This window comes from Fontimonas sp. FW305-C-3 (assembly GCF_058783185.1).
Window position 1 is genome coordinate 137,294 of sequence record NZ_JBYSYK010000002.1, and the last position, 13,153, is coordinate 150,446.

General features: G+C 64.3%; 12 protein-coding genes and 1 pseudogene. 1 reads left to right on the plus strand and 12 read right to left on the minus strand.

Annotated elements, in window-relative coordinates:
* Positions 1 to 9: 9 nt before the first annotated feature.
* From AC3WUF_RS06795 to AC3WUF_RS06845, 11 genes and pseudogenes are all read right to left on the minus strand, one after another.
* Positions 10 to 2,598 (minus strand): TonB-dependent receptor, encoded by a 2,589-nt coding sequence (locus AC3WUF_RS06795; RefSeq protein ID WP_492423809.1) that lies wholly within the window; start codon positions 2,596 to 2,598, stop codon positions 10 to 12.
* Positions 2,599 to 2,642: 44 nt separating this feature from the next.
* Entirely contained in the window at positions 2,643 to 2,939 is a 297-nt protein-coding gene (locus AC3WUF_RS06800; protein WP_492423811.1) for an SCP2 sterol-binding domain-containing protein, read from the minus strand.
* 54 nt (positions 2,940 to 2,993) lie between these two features.
* Positions 2,994 to 3,935, minus strand: a complete 942-nt coding sequence (locus AC3WUF_RS06805; RefSeq protein ID WP_492423812.1) for an NAD-dependent epimerase/dehydratase family protein — start codon at positions 3,933 to 3,935, stop codon at positions 2,994 to 2,996.
* 21 nt (positions 3,936 to 3,956) lie between these two features.
* On the minus strand, positions 3,957 to 4,466 hold the full coding sequence (locus tag AC3WUF_RS06810) for a nuclear transport factor 2 family protein (protein WP_492423814.1): 510 nt from the start codon (positions 4,464 to 4,466) through the stop codon (positions 3,957 to 3,959).
* A gap of 60 nt (positions 4,467 to 4,526) precedes the next feature.
* Entirely contained in the window at positions 4,527 to 5,588 is a 1,062-nt protein-coding gene (locus AC3WUF_RS06815; RefSeq protein WP_492423816.1) for an NAD-dependent epimerase/dehydratase family protein, read from the minus strand.
* A gap of 18 nt (positions 5,589 to 5,606) precedes the next feature.
* A complete protein-coding gene (locus AC3WUF_RS06820) occupies positions 5,607 to 6,389 on the minus strand; it encodes a spirocyclase AveC family protein (protein ID WP_492423818.1) in 783 nt (260 codons plus the stop codon).
* Positions 6,390 to 6,695: 306 nt separating this feature from the next.
* A pseudogene (locus AC3WUF_RS06825) lies at positions 6,696 to 7,076 on the minus strand (hypothetical protein); the annotation flags it as partial.
* A 10-nt stretch (positions 7,077 to 7,086) separates the two neighbouring features.
* Entirely contained in the window at positions 7,087 to 7,785 is a 699-nt protein-coding gene (locus AC3WUF_RS06830; protein ID WP_492423820.1) for a hypothetical protein, read from the minus strand.
* A gap of 7 nt (positions 7,786 to 7,792) precedes the next feature.
* Positions 7,793 to 7,927 carry a hypothetical protein gene (locus AC3WUF_RS06835; RefSeq protein ID WP_492423822.1) on the minus strand — a complete coding sequence of 45 codons (135 nt, stop codon included), beginning with the start codon at positions 7,925 to 7,927 and terminating at the stop codon, positions 7,793 to 7,795.
* A complete protein-coding gene (locus AC3WUF_RS06840; protein WP_492423824.1) occupies positions 7,924 to 8,757 on the minus strand; it encodes a CbbQ/NirQ/NorQ/GpvN family protein in 834 nt (277 codons plus the stop codon). Before AC3WUF_RS06840 ends, AC3WUF_RS06835 begins: the two co-directional genes overlap by 4 nt.
* Before the next feature lie 23 nt (positions 8,758 to 8,780).
* Positions 8,781 to 10,313 (minus strand): nitric oxide reductase activation protein NorD, encoded by a 1,533-nt coding sequence (locus AC3WUF_RS06845; RefSeq protein ID WP_492423826.1) that lies wholly within the window; start codon positions 10,311 to 10,313, stop codon positions 8,781 to 8,783.
* Positions 10,314 to 10,660: 347 nt separating this feature from the next.
* Between AC3WUF_RS06845 and AC3WUF_RS06850 the strand changes: the two genes are divergently transcribed.
* Positions 10,661 to 11,329 (plus strand): TetR/AcrR family transcriptional regulator, encoded by a 669-nt coding sequence (locus AC3WUF_RS06850; protein WP_492423828.1) that lies wholly within the window; start codon positions 10,661 to 10,663, stop codon positions 11,327 to 11,329.
* A 5-nt stretch (positions 11,330 to 11,334) separates the two neighbouring features.
* On the opposite strand, the gene AC3WUF_RS06855 is transcribed toward AC3WUF_RS06850, so the two are convergent.
* Positions 11,335 to 13,011: a cytochrome P450 gene (locus AC3WUF_RS06855; RefSeq protein ID WP_492423830.1), complete on the minus strand. Its 1,677-nt coding sequence runs from the start codon at positions 13,009 to 13,011 to the stop codon at positions 11,335 to 11,337.
* Between the last annotated feature and the right edge of the window lie 142 nt (positions 13,012 to 13,153).

Below are 13,153 nucleotides of genomic sequence, written 5' to 3' on the forward strand. Positions count from 1 at the left end.
GCCTTCCCCCTACTCGCCCCAGCGATAACCCAGTCGCGCGCCGATCATGCGCGGCTCGTTGTACGTCACGGTCTGGAAGCCGAGCGTCGTCCAGACGTTCTGATTGCTGATGATGAATTCCTTGTCCTGCAGGTTGGTGCCGTAGACCTGCAGATAGTAGCTGGAGCCGAGGATGCTTTCCCAGTTGATGCTGGCGTTGAGCAGGCCCTGCGAATCGAGCCAGGCGCCCGGCTCGGCTTCCGGCAGCGTCGTCGCCGAGGTGTAGTTCCGGTCGGTCCAGGTCCAGGTCAGCGAGCCGCTGATCGATCCCAGCGTGTCGCTGACCGGCAGCTCGTAGATCGCGGTGACCGCGTACTGATGCCGCGGCGTGTACAGGAACGGCATGCACGACAGGTCGATCACCGAGCCCTGCGGATACGAGCCGCCGGTGCAGTCGAGCTGCGGCGTTGCCGAGCCGCTGATCAGGAAGTATTCCTCGTACTTGCCCTTGGTGTACGAATAGTTCGCCGCGATCGTCAGGCCTTCATACGGAATGATCGTGCCCTCGAACTCGAAACCGCCGATCGAGGCCTGGCCCGCATTGAACACCGCCGCACCCAGGCGCGGTGCGAGCGCGACGGAGCCGGGCGCCGAGTACACGTCAACGCCGTTGCGCTGCATGTTCGTGTAGTCGGTGTAGTAGATCGCCGTGTTGATGCGGACCGGTATCTCGCCGATCGAGAAATCCGTCTTCTGGCCGATCTCGTAGTTCAGAACGAACTCCGGCTTGTAAGTCAGGTAGTTCGGATTGACGGCGGTGATGGCAAAGCCGCCGGTCTTGTAGCCGCGGCTGACCTTTCCATAAACCAGATTGTTGTCGAACTGATAGTCGGCGCCGATCGTCCAGGTGAACGCTGAATCGTTCGCGCCGCCGGACTCCTCGACCGGTGCCGCGGGAATACCGAACATGGTCTGCCGGAACACCGAGCTGCCCTTGATGTCGTCCTTGCTGTAGCGCGCACCCGCGGTGATCTTCAGGCCGTCCAGAGACGCCGTCAGGTCGCCGAGGTCGTAGGTCGTCTGCGCATACGGACCGTAGGAGTTTCTTTCGAGCTTCCAGACCACGTCCAAACCGTTATACAGCGCGCCGATCTTGGTGGTCTCCGGCCCTCTCGGCTCCTGACGTTCGAAATAGCCACCGGCGGCAAACACGAGCTTGCCGTCACGGTACTTGCCCTGCAGCTGCAACTCCTCGGTCAACACGCCGAAGTCGGCCTGACGCTGGTCGTCGGGCTCGGTGAATTCGGTCCAGATCGCACGCGATCCGTCGGTGTCCCAGCGATACTGATGCTCCAGCGTCGAAAAGCTCGTGATGTTGCGCAACGTCAACTCGTCCGTCAGGCCTATGCTCAGTGCGTTGATGATGCCGCTCGTCCACAGATTGTCGGTCGGATCGCCACTGAGCTGGACGCTCCGGTTGTCGCGCTGCGCCTGCTCTTCCGCAAAAAGCGCGCCGCAGCGGGTGGCCTCCCTGGCCAACGCCGCATCCCAGACGAGACAGCCAGGTTGAAGCTCCGGTGGAACGAGCGGCAGCGCCTGCAAACCCAGGTTCGACATGATCAGCCGGTTGAGGCTGTCGGGGTTCGCGCGCTTGATGACCGTACCGGAGCCGTTGTCGTGGTTCTCCGTGTAGTAGGCGAACAGGTAGTTTTCGACATTGTCGGTCGGCAGCCAGGTCAGACCGGCCCGGACCGTCCAGTAGTGACGGTTGTCGTAGTCGGTGCCGTTCGCCACGTCCTTGGTAAAACCTTCGCGGTCGAAGTACTTGCCGCCGACGCGCAGCAGCAGCGTGTCGTCAACGAGCGGAGTGTTGAACACCGCCTCGTAGCCACTGCCGTTGTAGCTGCTGGTCTCGGCCATCACCGAGCCAGACCGATTGTTCTCGGGCTTGTGCGGCTGCAGGATCAGCGCACCACCGGTGGTATTGCGGCCGAACAAGGTGCCCTGCGAGCCCTTCAGCACCTGCATGCTCTGCAGATCGAAGAACTTGCCGGGACCGCCGACATTGTTCAGCGTCGTGTCCGCCGGCAGCGGCGCCTCCGCGAAGTACAGCAGCACGCCGGAGCCGCCGCCGTAGGTCGCACCCTGGCCGCGGATCGTCGGCGATTCCGTGCTGCGCTGCTGGCCGCCGGTGCTCATCACCAGTGACGGCACGCGACCGGCGAGGTCCATGACCGTGCCGATCGACTCGCGCCGCAGTGCTTCGGCGTCCATCGCGGTGATCGCGATCGGCACGTCCTGCTGGCTTTCCTCGGTTCGACGAGCGCTGACGACGATCTCTTCAATCGCAGCACCGCGCCGGGCCGGCGCCGCCAGCGTGTCGGCGGCAACGGCCGGCGTATCGACCGGAATGGTCTGCTCGTAGGGGGCTGCCGGCGGCGGCGGCGATGCCGCTTGCGGCTGCGCGGCGATGCCGCCTGCATCCGCTTCATCCGGAACGATCGAATCCAGAATGTCCTCGGCAGCCGCCGTGTCTTCCTGTGCGCCGGCAACCAGCGGCACCGACAAAGCCAACACCAAGGCACCGCCCACCACTACACCCACCATCGACTGCCTCATCGTTCCCCCAATCCTGCGATCCGTGCCCAGTCCTTTTGTACGGCTCAGAAAATCTGCTGCAGGGACATCGCCGCCTTGACGTCGCCCTTGATCTTGATCTTCCCCGTCGTGAACGCGGTCATCGGCTTGATCTCCTTGTTCAGCAGCTTGGAGAAGTTGTCGACGGACACGGTGATCGTCAGGTCGGCGGGGCCATCCGCCTTGGTCACCGTCGGCGGCGTCGTCGTGCCGTCGACGTGCATGATGCTGTCGTCGAGCTGGAATCTGAGCATGCGCCCGAACGCGGGCAGCACCTTGATGCGCTCCGCAAGAATGTCTACGACGTCGTCAAACGTTGCCATGTGGTTCTCCTCTATGTCGTGATCGTCGGAATGATGGCGTTCGGTCGCGGCGGCTCATGCCAGCCTCTTCAGAAACCATCTGATCGCCGGTGCCAGCGGCTTCGCGAAGGGCCGGATGAAGCGGAATGCCTTGTGGCTCTCGCGGCGGAAATCTTCGAAGCTGTGGTTCTGGAACTGCAGCAGGCGCTGCGACTCCTCGGTGTCCGCCCAGTCGGCATACAACGCCGCGTCGCCGAAATCGGCATCGGTCAGCATCACGCCCATCTCGCCCAGCGTCGCGTTCAGCACATCCTTGTGCGTGACCTGGCAGCTGCGGCCGCCGCCGATCAGATGAACCTTGTGGTGCGCATCGCCGCGCGTCAGCACGTTGACGAAGGCAGTCGCGACATCTTTCGGGTGGATGTATTCGAATCGATTGCTGCCCGCCATCGACAGGGCATACTTCGCCTGATCCAGTCCGCGGTTGTGCATACGCGAATCGGCCATCCCGCCCAGGCGCAGGATTGCCCACGGTGAACCCACGCGCCGGACCATGGCTTCACAGGCGATCTTGTGCCGCGTGTAGTGATCCGACGCGATCGGTGTCTCGTCGACCTTGCGCGGCGGCGGCCTGCCCTGCGGGCCGAACACGGCGAAGGAGGAGCAATAGGCCAGCAAGGGCTTGCGCTCCATCTGCTGAATGGCCTCGACGATGTTCTGCGTGCCGCCGACGTTGACGTCGTACGCGAGCGCGGGATGGGCTTCGGATGCGGGGACGATGATCGCGGCCAGATGGATGACGGCGTCCACTTGATGGACGAGTGCCCTGACCGTCTGCCGATCGCGAATGTCGCCCCAGTGGATGCTGATGCCCGCAACGCCGTCGAACGCTCTGGCCATGCGCGCGTTCGTTCCGTTCCTGACATCAAACGCCAGGACGGAGTGACCGGCATCGACCAGCGCAGGCAGTACGACACTGCCCAGATAGCCGAATGCACCGGTCAACAGAATGTTCATCGGCCGGGAGCGCCGCGCGCGTTATTGAATAGAGCCGAAGAACAGTGCTTCATTCCACTGTCCGTATTCCATGCTGTAGAAGGACGTGATCGCGCGCTTCCGGATCTTCCAGCCTTGCGGGGTTCTGGCGTACTCGTCGTGGTAGACGCCGCCGGCCTGCATCGGCCCGAACATCGGCACGTTGACGACGGCGGTCCAGCCCCAGCGTCCGGTCGCGCGGTCGCCGTGGACCTCGATGTGCGGCGAATGCCCGAGGTGCCACATGAAGCAGGGCACCGGCGCGATGTAATCGCTGTAGGCCTTGGCGATCGCCGCTCGGCCCCGATTGACGTTGGTGACTTCGAGGCCGACCTTGTCGAAGTGCAGCCCCTCGATGTCGAGGATGCCGTCCTCGCAGAACATGTCGGCATAGCCTTCGACGTCGCGCATGTCGGCCTTCAGCAGGTACAGCGACATCAGGTTGCGGATGGCCCATTCGGCCTCGAGGTCCGCCACCCGTTCTTCCAGGGTTCTGGTCTTAGCGTCGGTCATTGCGCTTTCTCGTTTCGATGATGGGTCGTTGAGGCCAGGCTTGCGGGAAGCATCGATGTCCTACCCGCCGGTTCTGCCGAAGTACGAAGGCGCGCCGGCACCGATCGGCGCGATCCTGTTGCGCTCGGCGAACCAGGCAATCGAATCCCGGATCGTTTCGATACTCGGGCGCGGGCTCCAGTGCAGCTCCCGGCGCGCCTTGCTGCTGTCCATCTCACCGAAGGCGATCGACAGGAACACCGCATCGGTGCTGACGAAGTAGTCCTTGCGCCGCAGCAGCTTCAGCAGGCCTTCGCCGAGCCAGGCCGCCGCATAGGCGACCGACAGCGGCAGCACGAATGGCGGCGCATGTCCGCCTTGCGCGGCGATCGATCCGAAGAAACTCCGGTAGCTCACGTACTCATTGGAGATGATGTAGCGCTCGCCGATGCGGCCATGCTGCTCGGCGAGCAGCATGGCCTGTGCCGCGTCGCGAATGTCGACGATGGGCTGCGCCGCTTTCCACACGACCTTGGTGCGGCCCTGCGAGGTATCCCACAGCATCTGGCCCTGCGGCGTCGGTTGATAGTCCTGCGGTCCGTAGGTCGTGGAGATGCACAGCGCGACGCCGGGCAGTCCTTTCTCGCGGCAATACTTGTCGAACTGGTCTTCGGCCTGCCTTCGCGAACAGATGTAAGGCGGCGCCTGGTCCATCCAGTTGAAGTCGATCTCCTCGGTGACGGGCCCGTCGGGATTCCGGCCGAGCGTGCCCATCGTGCTCGTGAAGATGAATCGCCCGACACCGCTGGCCAGCGCCGCGTCCATGCCGTTGACCAGGCCTTCGACGTTGTTGCGAAACAGCGGCGCCGGGTCGCTCAGGTAGTAACGCGGATCGACCACGCAGTAGAAGACCGTGGCGCATCCCTGCATCGCCGCGCGCAGCGATGCCGGATCGAGCGCATCGCCACGGAACACTTCGATCGGCAGATTCTTCAGCGCCTCCGTGCTGCTGGTCTTGCGCAGCAGCACGCGCACCCGGCGCCCCTGCTTCACGAGCAGGCGCGTGACATGGCTGCCGAGAAAGCCGCTCGCGCCGGTGACCAGCACCGGCGCATCCGGATCATCACTCGTGCCGATGGTCATGGAGTGTGACGGCCTGCGTCAGAGCGGTTGATTCGGAATGCCTTCGAACAGCTGTTCGGTCGGCCCCGCGGTGACCAGCCCCATCAGCTTGGTCGCGAGATGCGGCGCAAACACCGACAGGTAGACGACGTGACCGACGACGATGGCGGCGACGATCGACAGCATCGCCGAGCGGCGCGGATCGCGGGTCCTGGAGTCCGCCCATACGTCGATCAGCGATCTGCCCAGCGCGTCGGTGCGCCCCAGCAGATAGGTGAAGACCATCATCTGCACGCCCATCGCCAGCGCGTCGTAAAGCGGGTACTGATGCCGTGTCCCCTCCCACAGCGCGAGGCCGGGAATGACGCGACCGTAGGCGAACACGCCGAGCTGCGCACCGAGCCCGGCGTTGAACGCGAGCGCCCAGACGAAGCCGACCACCAAGCCGGTGAACAGCAATGCGAGCGGTGCGCGCAGAGCGAACGTTGCAATCAGCCAGCGGCCGAGGGTCACGCCGATGACGGCCGGCAGCACGAAGTACGCGATGTAGCCGGGCGGCACCGAGGCCGGCAGGCCGCCCCAGGTCATGTTCAGCGGCCACCACCCGGGCATCCGCGGAATCTCCGGCGGGAACTGCGCGTACACCGCCCAGTCGTAGGGCGCTTCGATCCAGGAAAACGAGATCGCCGAAATGCACAGCAGCAGCAGCGCATGCGGACGACCGCGGCGCCAGCTGAGATACAGGCCGGTGGCGACGAAGACGACGGCGCCGATGTAGGCGAACCAGATCGCGGACTGGATCAGCGCGGGAGAGCCGGCCATCACGCACCCCGCCTGCGGCTGGAAGGTGCACGGGCCTGCGGGTCGTAGCGCAACACCAACGCGAAAATCAGGGCGATCAGCCCAAACAGCGTGCCCAGCATGATCACTGCACCCACGGCGGAGTACTCCTCGGTTTCTGGATCGTTGCGCCTGCCGTGCGCTGAATCGTCCGATGGACCATCCGGCGCACGGTGGCGGGATGGCTTATGGAGAGGCGGCTTGTGCGGCTGGCGCTGCAGCCTCGGTTCCGCCGAGCGCGGCCCATTCCTCGGGCGATGCGTTCTTGACCTGCTCGCGCAGCTTCTCGGCCTCGGCCTCGCGCGCCAGCCGCTCGTCGCGGAATCTCACCAGATCGCGATAGCCGATCTTCTTGTAGTGCGGCCGCGGCTGGATGCCCCAGGTGTCCTGCGCGGTCGTTTGGCCATAGGCCTCCGACGGCGAGAACAGCGGATGCGGCGCCTTGCACTCGATGGTGTCGCTGGCGTAGCGGACCTTGGTCATCTCGCTGCAAATCTCGGTCATCGACAGCGTCGGCCAGCCCATCCAGACCGCGATCAGCGGCAACGACAGCGAGGCCTCGATGACGAGGACGACCAGGCAGGGCCACAGGAAGCGCTGCAGCCACTTGTGCATCGTGGCGTAGTGAGGCGTCGTGCCTAGTGGCAGATCATTTTCGGTGACTTTCATCGGATGACCCTCACTCGGAGAAGATTTCTCGATTGACCGTGTGCAGATACGGCAGCGACAGGAATGGCGTGATGTACCAGATGTCGTAGAGCCACCAACCCCAGACCGGGAACGCGATACCTGAATAGCGAATGTCGGCAAAGATCGTCATGTTGGTGTTGTAGCCGGTCCAGACGATCAGACCCATCCAGCACGTGACGATCAGCCACTGCTGGCCCCAGCGCTTCATCTGCAGCAGGCCGATCGCGGCCGCCAGGCGGGCGCAGAACAGACAGGGAATCAGCGCGATCTCCCAGGCCTTCTCGCCCGGAGCACCAGCACCGCCGATCCACAATTCGTTGTAGTGCCAGAAGTAGCCGCCATCGAACAGCGCGCCCCAACCGACGGTCAGCACGCGGTTGATCAGCGAATGGTGGGCGAACAGATCCATCATCCAGCCCATGCTGTTGAGCGCGGAGTCGATGATCACCAGGTAGCCGATCAGCGTGACGATCAGCGGCCGCACCGACAGCCCGGCGCGCGCGGCCTTCTTCTGCAGGTTCAGGCCCCAGAAGAACATCGGCAGGCCGAAGATGCCGAGCACGCCGGTGCCCATCAGGATCGTGCCCGAGATCATCCATTTGTCGGCCTGCCACTGCGCCGCCGAGCTGTCGCTCTGGTGGGCGTCGTAGGCACTGAAGCCCGAAGATTTCTGCGTGATGCTGGTCATGGCTGTCTCACCAATCGCTCTTGGAATAGAGATACATCTGCACCAGGAAAGTCCCGAAGATCCAGCTGTAGATCAGGATCTGGAAAACGATCATGGCTTTCTTGCGCCGTCGGTCCTGCTCGGAAACGCTGTGGTTGCTCATGCCTTGAGTCCTCCTGCCTTGCCGTGTGCGTTGCCCTGCGAATGGATGTCGGTCTGTCCGAGCAGACTGGCCGCCGCCAGCTCGCGCAGTCCGTCGGTGATGGCGCCGTCGTTGCTCAGCGGCGCGAGGATGCAGACCTCTGCTGCCTCAATCTCGCTGGAGCCGGAGGCGACGAGTTTTGCGGCGGTGACCAGCACGCGCGTCGACGGCGGCTCGAAGTGGAAGACTTCGTCGGCGTTGCGGATCGCCGTCGCGCAGTTGACCAGGCGCTTCGCCACCGGCAGTTCAATGCCGCCTTCGGCGACCAGCACTTCGGCTTCGCGATCCGGCGCGAGATACGTCATCGCCACGGTGACGAAGCGCTGGCGGAACGAGGGCTTCAGTTCCTTCAGCGAGCTGCGGTAGGCCGGGTTGTACGAACACACCAGCATGAAGCTGTCAGGCGCCTGCACCACTTCACCGGCGCGGTCGAGGTACAGCGTGCGGCGGTGATCGGTCAGCGAATGCAGCACCGCGAGCGAGTCGTGGCGCGCCTCGACCACTTCGTCCATGTAGCAGATCGCGCCGGCTTTCACGGCACGGGTCAGCGGGCCGTCGTTCCAGACGACGTCACCGCCGGTGACCATGAAGCGGCCGACGAGGTCAGAGCTGGTCAGGTCGTCATGGCAGCTGATCGTCATCACTTCGCGATTCAGCATCTCGCCCATGTGCTCGACGAAGCGCGTCTTGCCGCAGCCGGTCGGGCCGGTGAGCATCACCGGCACGCGCTGCTCGGCGGCACGCCGGAACAGGCTGATCTCGTTGCCGTTGCTCTGGTAGTAGTTCTTCATTAATGGTTTTATTGGTTTGTTATTCAGGCGGCGACGAGTTCGCGGTGCACCTGCGCCAGCACCCGCGGCAGTTCCTCGACACGGCGAATGCGCGTCGAGCGTCGCGGGCCGAAGACGTCCGGCAGCGGATCGACCTTGGTCTGCCCGACGCCGATGTAATAGAGCGACACGCCGGCTTCATCCGCTTCCTTGACCGCGTGCGCCGAGTCGGCCCACGCATAGCGTCCTTCGTAGCCTTCGTCGGAAATCTGGCCGTCGCCGATGACGATCAGCAGGCGCCGTTCGGAAGATTGATCCAGCAACCGGCGCGTCAGATGCCGCAGCGGCGCACCGAGCCGGGTGTAGCCACCCGTCAGCAGGCCGAGGTCGCCCGGCACCACCGTGTTGTTGTCCTTGAAGTCGCGCAGGCAGGTGACGTCGACGCGGTGCCGCGTCTTGCCGTTGAAGACGAACAGCCCATGGCGTTCGCGTGCGATGGCCATCGCATGGCAGAGCGCATCCGCACAGTCCAGTTCCAGCTTGAAGATGCGTCCGTTCTGACCACCCAGCGAAGCACTGCCGTCGAGCAGCAGCGCGGTCGTGACGTCGCGGAAGGCCGGCTTCAGGTCGCGGAACACGCGCGCTTCCGAAGCCTTGCCCGTCATGCGGTCGACATGAAATTCGATGTACTGATCGATATCGAGATCGGAGCCGTCTTCCAGTCGCTTCTGCATCACGCGATGCGTGTGCTCCTCGAACCAGCGCCTGAGATTGGCCGGCACCGGTCGCCCGGCGCCCTTCTTCGCGGCGATCTTGCGCTCCAGCACGGCGACATGATCCGGCAGGAACTTCTGCGTCCACAGATTCCATTCCGGATACGGCACGCCGGCGCGCTGGTCGGCGCGAATTTCCGGATCGTCGTCCTCGGGGCGACTGGGCGGCGGCAGGCGCGCACTCTTGATGTTGCTTTCGCCACCGACCGGAATCGTCTCGTAGCCGGGCGACAGGTAGCGCTTGGTCTTCGACCAGGGCATGCGGCCCTGGCGGCGGCGCAGCGCTTCGAGAAATCCGCCCTTGCTGCGCGCACCGAGCGGCAGCTCGCCGAGCACCGGGTGATAGCTGAGTTCCTGCTCCGACTTCGCGAGTGCCATCGCGCTTTCGAGAATCGCCGTGCCGTCGAGATCTGCGCTGCGCATTTCCAGATCCGGCAGGAAGCGACGCACCTCGGGCACCAGGCCTGGCCAGCGCGCAGCCATCCAGCCGAGCGCGACGCCGCCCTCGACCAGCGACAGCGCGGTGATCTGGCGCGGCGACAAGGCGCGCAGCGTAAATGGTGCGACGCGGCTCTTAGACGGCGCGCATTGCATCGCGATACCGCAGGTCCATGTGCGCAGGGTCCAGCCGGGCGTGATCGCCGGCCAGGGCACGCTCATCGTCGTGCGTCCGGCATTCATGCCGAACACGCGGCGCTCGCCGGACATCAGCCGCACGGTCTCGCAGCGTCCATCCGACAGCGCGGACGCGACGAGCGCGCAGCTGCGCTCGATGCCCAGCGTGTTTGCGGCACCGTTCGACATCAGAACGTGCCTACCGACTCCATGAACCAGTACCAGAACCAGATCACCAGGCCGCAGACACCAAACGCAAACAACAGGCGCAGACCATCGATCAGTATCAGTTCAAGCATGTCGACCTCCTCGTGGCAGGGCTGGTGGAACAGCCTTCATTTACTCACGAGTAAACCAGCAGTTGACTCATGAGTCAACAAGTTTCTACTCTTGAGTCGACTCGGCGCGCATCCGCATTTATCTGCGCGCGAACAGATTCAAGGCAGCCGGAGCCAGCCTGTATGCGATCATTCGGAACTCCATCGAAGAACAGGCGACACAAGGTGACGAAGAAGAAGAGCCCCCCTGAGCGTCCCGTGAAGATCAGGGCGAGTCGCGAGGCGATCCTCGAAGCGGCGGAGAAGCTGTTCGCCCGTCGCGGCTATGCGCTCGCGCGCCTGGAGGACGTCGGCGATGCGGTGGGACTCACACGACCTGCCTTGTTCTATCACTTCCCGGACAAGCAGGCGCTCTACAACGCCGTGCTTGAGGAAGCCTTCCGTGGGCTCGTGGCGGGCATCGACGCGGCGCTGTCATCGTCCAAGCCGATTCCGCAGCGCATCGAGGACGCTGCCGTGGCGTGGGTGGACGGCATCGCCGCTCGGCCGACCCTGCCGCGCCTGATCCTGCGCCATGTCGCAGACATGGAAGAGCATCCGATGCAGAGCATCTACGCCGAGTCGGACCATTTCGTGCGCACCGCGTTCGGGCTGTTTCAGCAGGGCATCGCCAGCGGCGAGCTGAAACCGCTGCACACCGATCCGATGCATATCGCCAGCACCATCATCGGCACGACGGTCTTCTACGTCACCGCACTGTCGGCGCTGCTGCCGGTCGGCAACTACGATCCGCTCGAGCCGCACCAGATCGCAGCGCACCGGCAAGAGACGATCACCGCGATCCGCCGTCTGATGGGCATTTCCAACGGCCCGGCAAAGACCAAGGCGGCGCCCGCGAAGAAGACCCGTACAAAAGCGAAACGCTAGTCGGCTCAGTGGCGGACCGCCGTGAACGGAAACGATCCCATGATCGACGCCTTGATCTTGCCGTTCATCGCGGCGCCGTCGACGGTGCCTTCGAACTTCAGCTTGAGCGGCAGCGGCTTGCTGATCTTGTTGACCCAGGCGACCTTGCCGGTGCGGCTGTCATAGGCGATCTCGTCGACCTTCTCGACCTGACCGAGCGCCGCCTGCGTGCCGCCCAGCGCACCATTGACGAGGCGCAACTCCAGCGTGGTGTCCTGCGGTCCGGTCGGACCGTAGATCGTGACAGTCCAGATCCCTTCGATGGAGGCCGGTGGGCCTGACTTGGCGCCAGCTGCCGGCGCCGCTGGTGCGGCGACGCTCGCAACCGGCACGCGGTCGGTCGCCGGCACCCCGGACGCCTGCGGCCTCGGCGTCGCGGCAGGTCTTGCCGCCGCGGAACCCCAGACCAGATGAATGCTCGTCGGACCCGCGATGATGCTGCCGTGGTAGGTCGGCGCCGACTCGGCATCGAGGCGGAACTCGGGCAGCTTCTTCAGCATCGTCTCGTACATGACCCGCAGTTCGAGCCGCGCGAGATGCATGCCCAGGCAGAAGTGCGGGCCGGAGCCGAAGGCCATGTGCGGCTGGTTCGTGCGATGCAGGTCGAACTTCAGCGGTTCCGGATAGACGCTGGCATCGACGCTCGCGCCGGGCAGGAACATCATCACGCGCTCGCCTTCCTTCATCTGGATGCCGGCGAACAGCTTGTCGCGTTTCATGATGCGGATCGGCGCGACGAACGAGTAGCGGCGCAGCAGTTCCTCGGAGGCTTTCGGGATCAGTTCCGGCTGTGCACGCAGGGTCTTCTGCAGCTCGATGTCGGATGCGAGGTGACGCACGCCGAAACCCAGCGCGTTGACCACCGTATCCAGTCCGGCGATGAACAGGATGACGCAGTAGCTCAGCATCAGGTCGAGCGCCATCGGCTCGCCTTCGATCTCCAGCCCCCACAGCAGGCTGATGATGTCGTCGCGCCGGTCGGTACGCCGCGCGACGATGGTTTCGCGCATCACCGCGGCGATGCTCTGCATCATCAGCATGTTCTCGGACAGGTCCGGCGTGATCGAGCTCAGATGGCTCTTCGCCAGATCGCGGTATTCGCGCTCCTTCTCCAGCGGCAGGCCGAACATCGCGAGGAAGATCTCGACCGGATAGACGTCGGCGACCGCCTGCTGGAACTCGCAATGGCCCTGCTGCGCGATCGAGTCGATCAGGCGCCCGGCCAGCTCGCGGACCTTGCCTTCCATCGCAGCGACGGCCTTCGGCGAGAACGTCGAGAACAGCGGTGCGCGCAGCTTGCCGTGCATTGGCGGATCGATGCAGATCGGCACCGGCGCCGGGATGCGTTCCTCCTCCGGCAGCTCCGCCATCATCGCGGCGAAGGCCTCCGGCGCGAAGTGTTCGCTGGAAAAGGTCTCGTGATCGCGCAGCGCCTCGGACACAGCAGCGTGCGACTGGAACATCCAGTGCCCGCCGTTGAACGGCGTCCAGAAGATCGGCGGCGCACGCTGGACCAGCTCCGCCGCGCGGACATGCGGGTCGCGGCAGTAGGCCGGGTCGGTGTTGTAGTCGAACTCGTAGACCAGCGCGTCCGGCACATGCGCGGGCTGCTGAACCTTGTTGGCCTTGTCGGCACTGCTCATCGATCCATCCTCTGCGGCGTCGATTCGACTTTACTTACTCGACAGTTGAATTTCAACTGACAGGTAAGTAAAGTCGAAATCAGGCATCGCCGGGAGAGCGGCATCCATGTTGTCCCCGAAAGACATCGAAGCGAGCGGTCGG

Excerpts from the sequence above, each read along its gene's own strand:
- AC3WUF_RS06795 (WP_492423809.1), bottom strand. The coding sequence starts at position 2,598 with ATGAGGCAGTCGATGGTGGGTGTAGTGGTGGGCGGTGCCTTGGTGTTG.
- AC3WUF_RS06800 (WP_492423811.1), bottom strand. The coding sequence starts at position 2,939 with ATGGCAACGTTTGACGACGTCGTAGACATTCTTGCGGAGCGCATCAAG.
- AC3WUF_RS06805 (WP_492423812.1), bottom strand. The coding sequence starts at position 3,935 with ATGAACATTCTGTTGACCGGTGCATTCGGCTATCTGGGCAGTGTCGTA.
- AC3WUF_RS06810 (WP_492423814.1), bottom strand. The coding sequence starts at position 4,466 with ATGACCGACGCTAAGACCAGAACCCTGGAAGAACGGGTGGCGGACCTC.
- AC3WUF_RS06815 (WP_492423816.1), bottom strand. The coding sequence starts at position 5,588 with ATGACCATCGGCACGAGTGATGATCCGGATGCGCCGGTGCTGGTCACC.
- AC3WUF_RS06820 (WP_492423818.1), bottom strand. The coding sequence starts at position 6,389 with ATGGCCGGCTCTCCCGCGCTGATCCAGTCCGCGATCTGGTTCGCCTAC.
- AC3WUF_RS06830 (WP_492423820.1), bottom strand. The coding sequence starts at position 7,785 with ATGACCAGCATCACGCAGAAATCTTCGGGCTTCAGTGCCTACGACGCC.
- AC3WUF_RS06835 (WP_492423822.1), bottom strand. The coding sequence starts at position 7,927 with ATGAGCAACCACAGCGTTTCCGAGCAGGACCGACGGCGCAAGAAAGCC.
- AC3WUF_RS06840 (WP_492423824.1), bottom strand. The coding sequence starts at position 8,757 with ATGAAGAACTACTACCAGAGCAACGGCAACGAGATCAGCCTGTTCCGG.
- AC3WUF_RS06845 (WP_492423826.1), bottom strand. The coding sequence starts at position 10,313 with ATGTCGAACGGTGCCGCAAACACGCTGGGCATCGAGCGCAGCTGCGCG.
- AC3WUF_RS06855 (WP_492423830.1), bottom strand. The coding sequence starts at position 13,011 with ATGAGCAGTGCCGACAAGGCCAACAAGGTTCAGCAGCCCGCGCATGTG.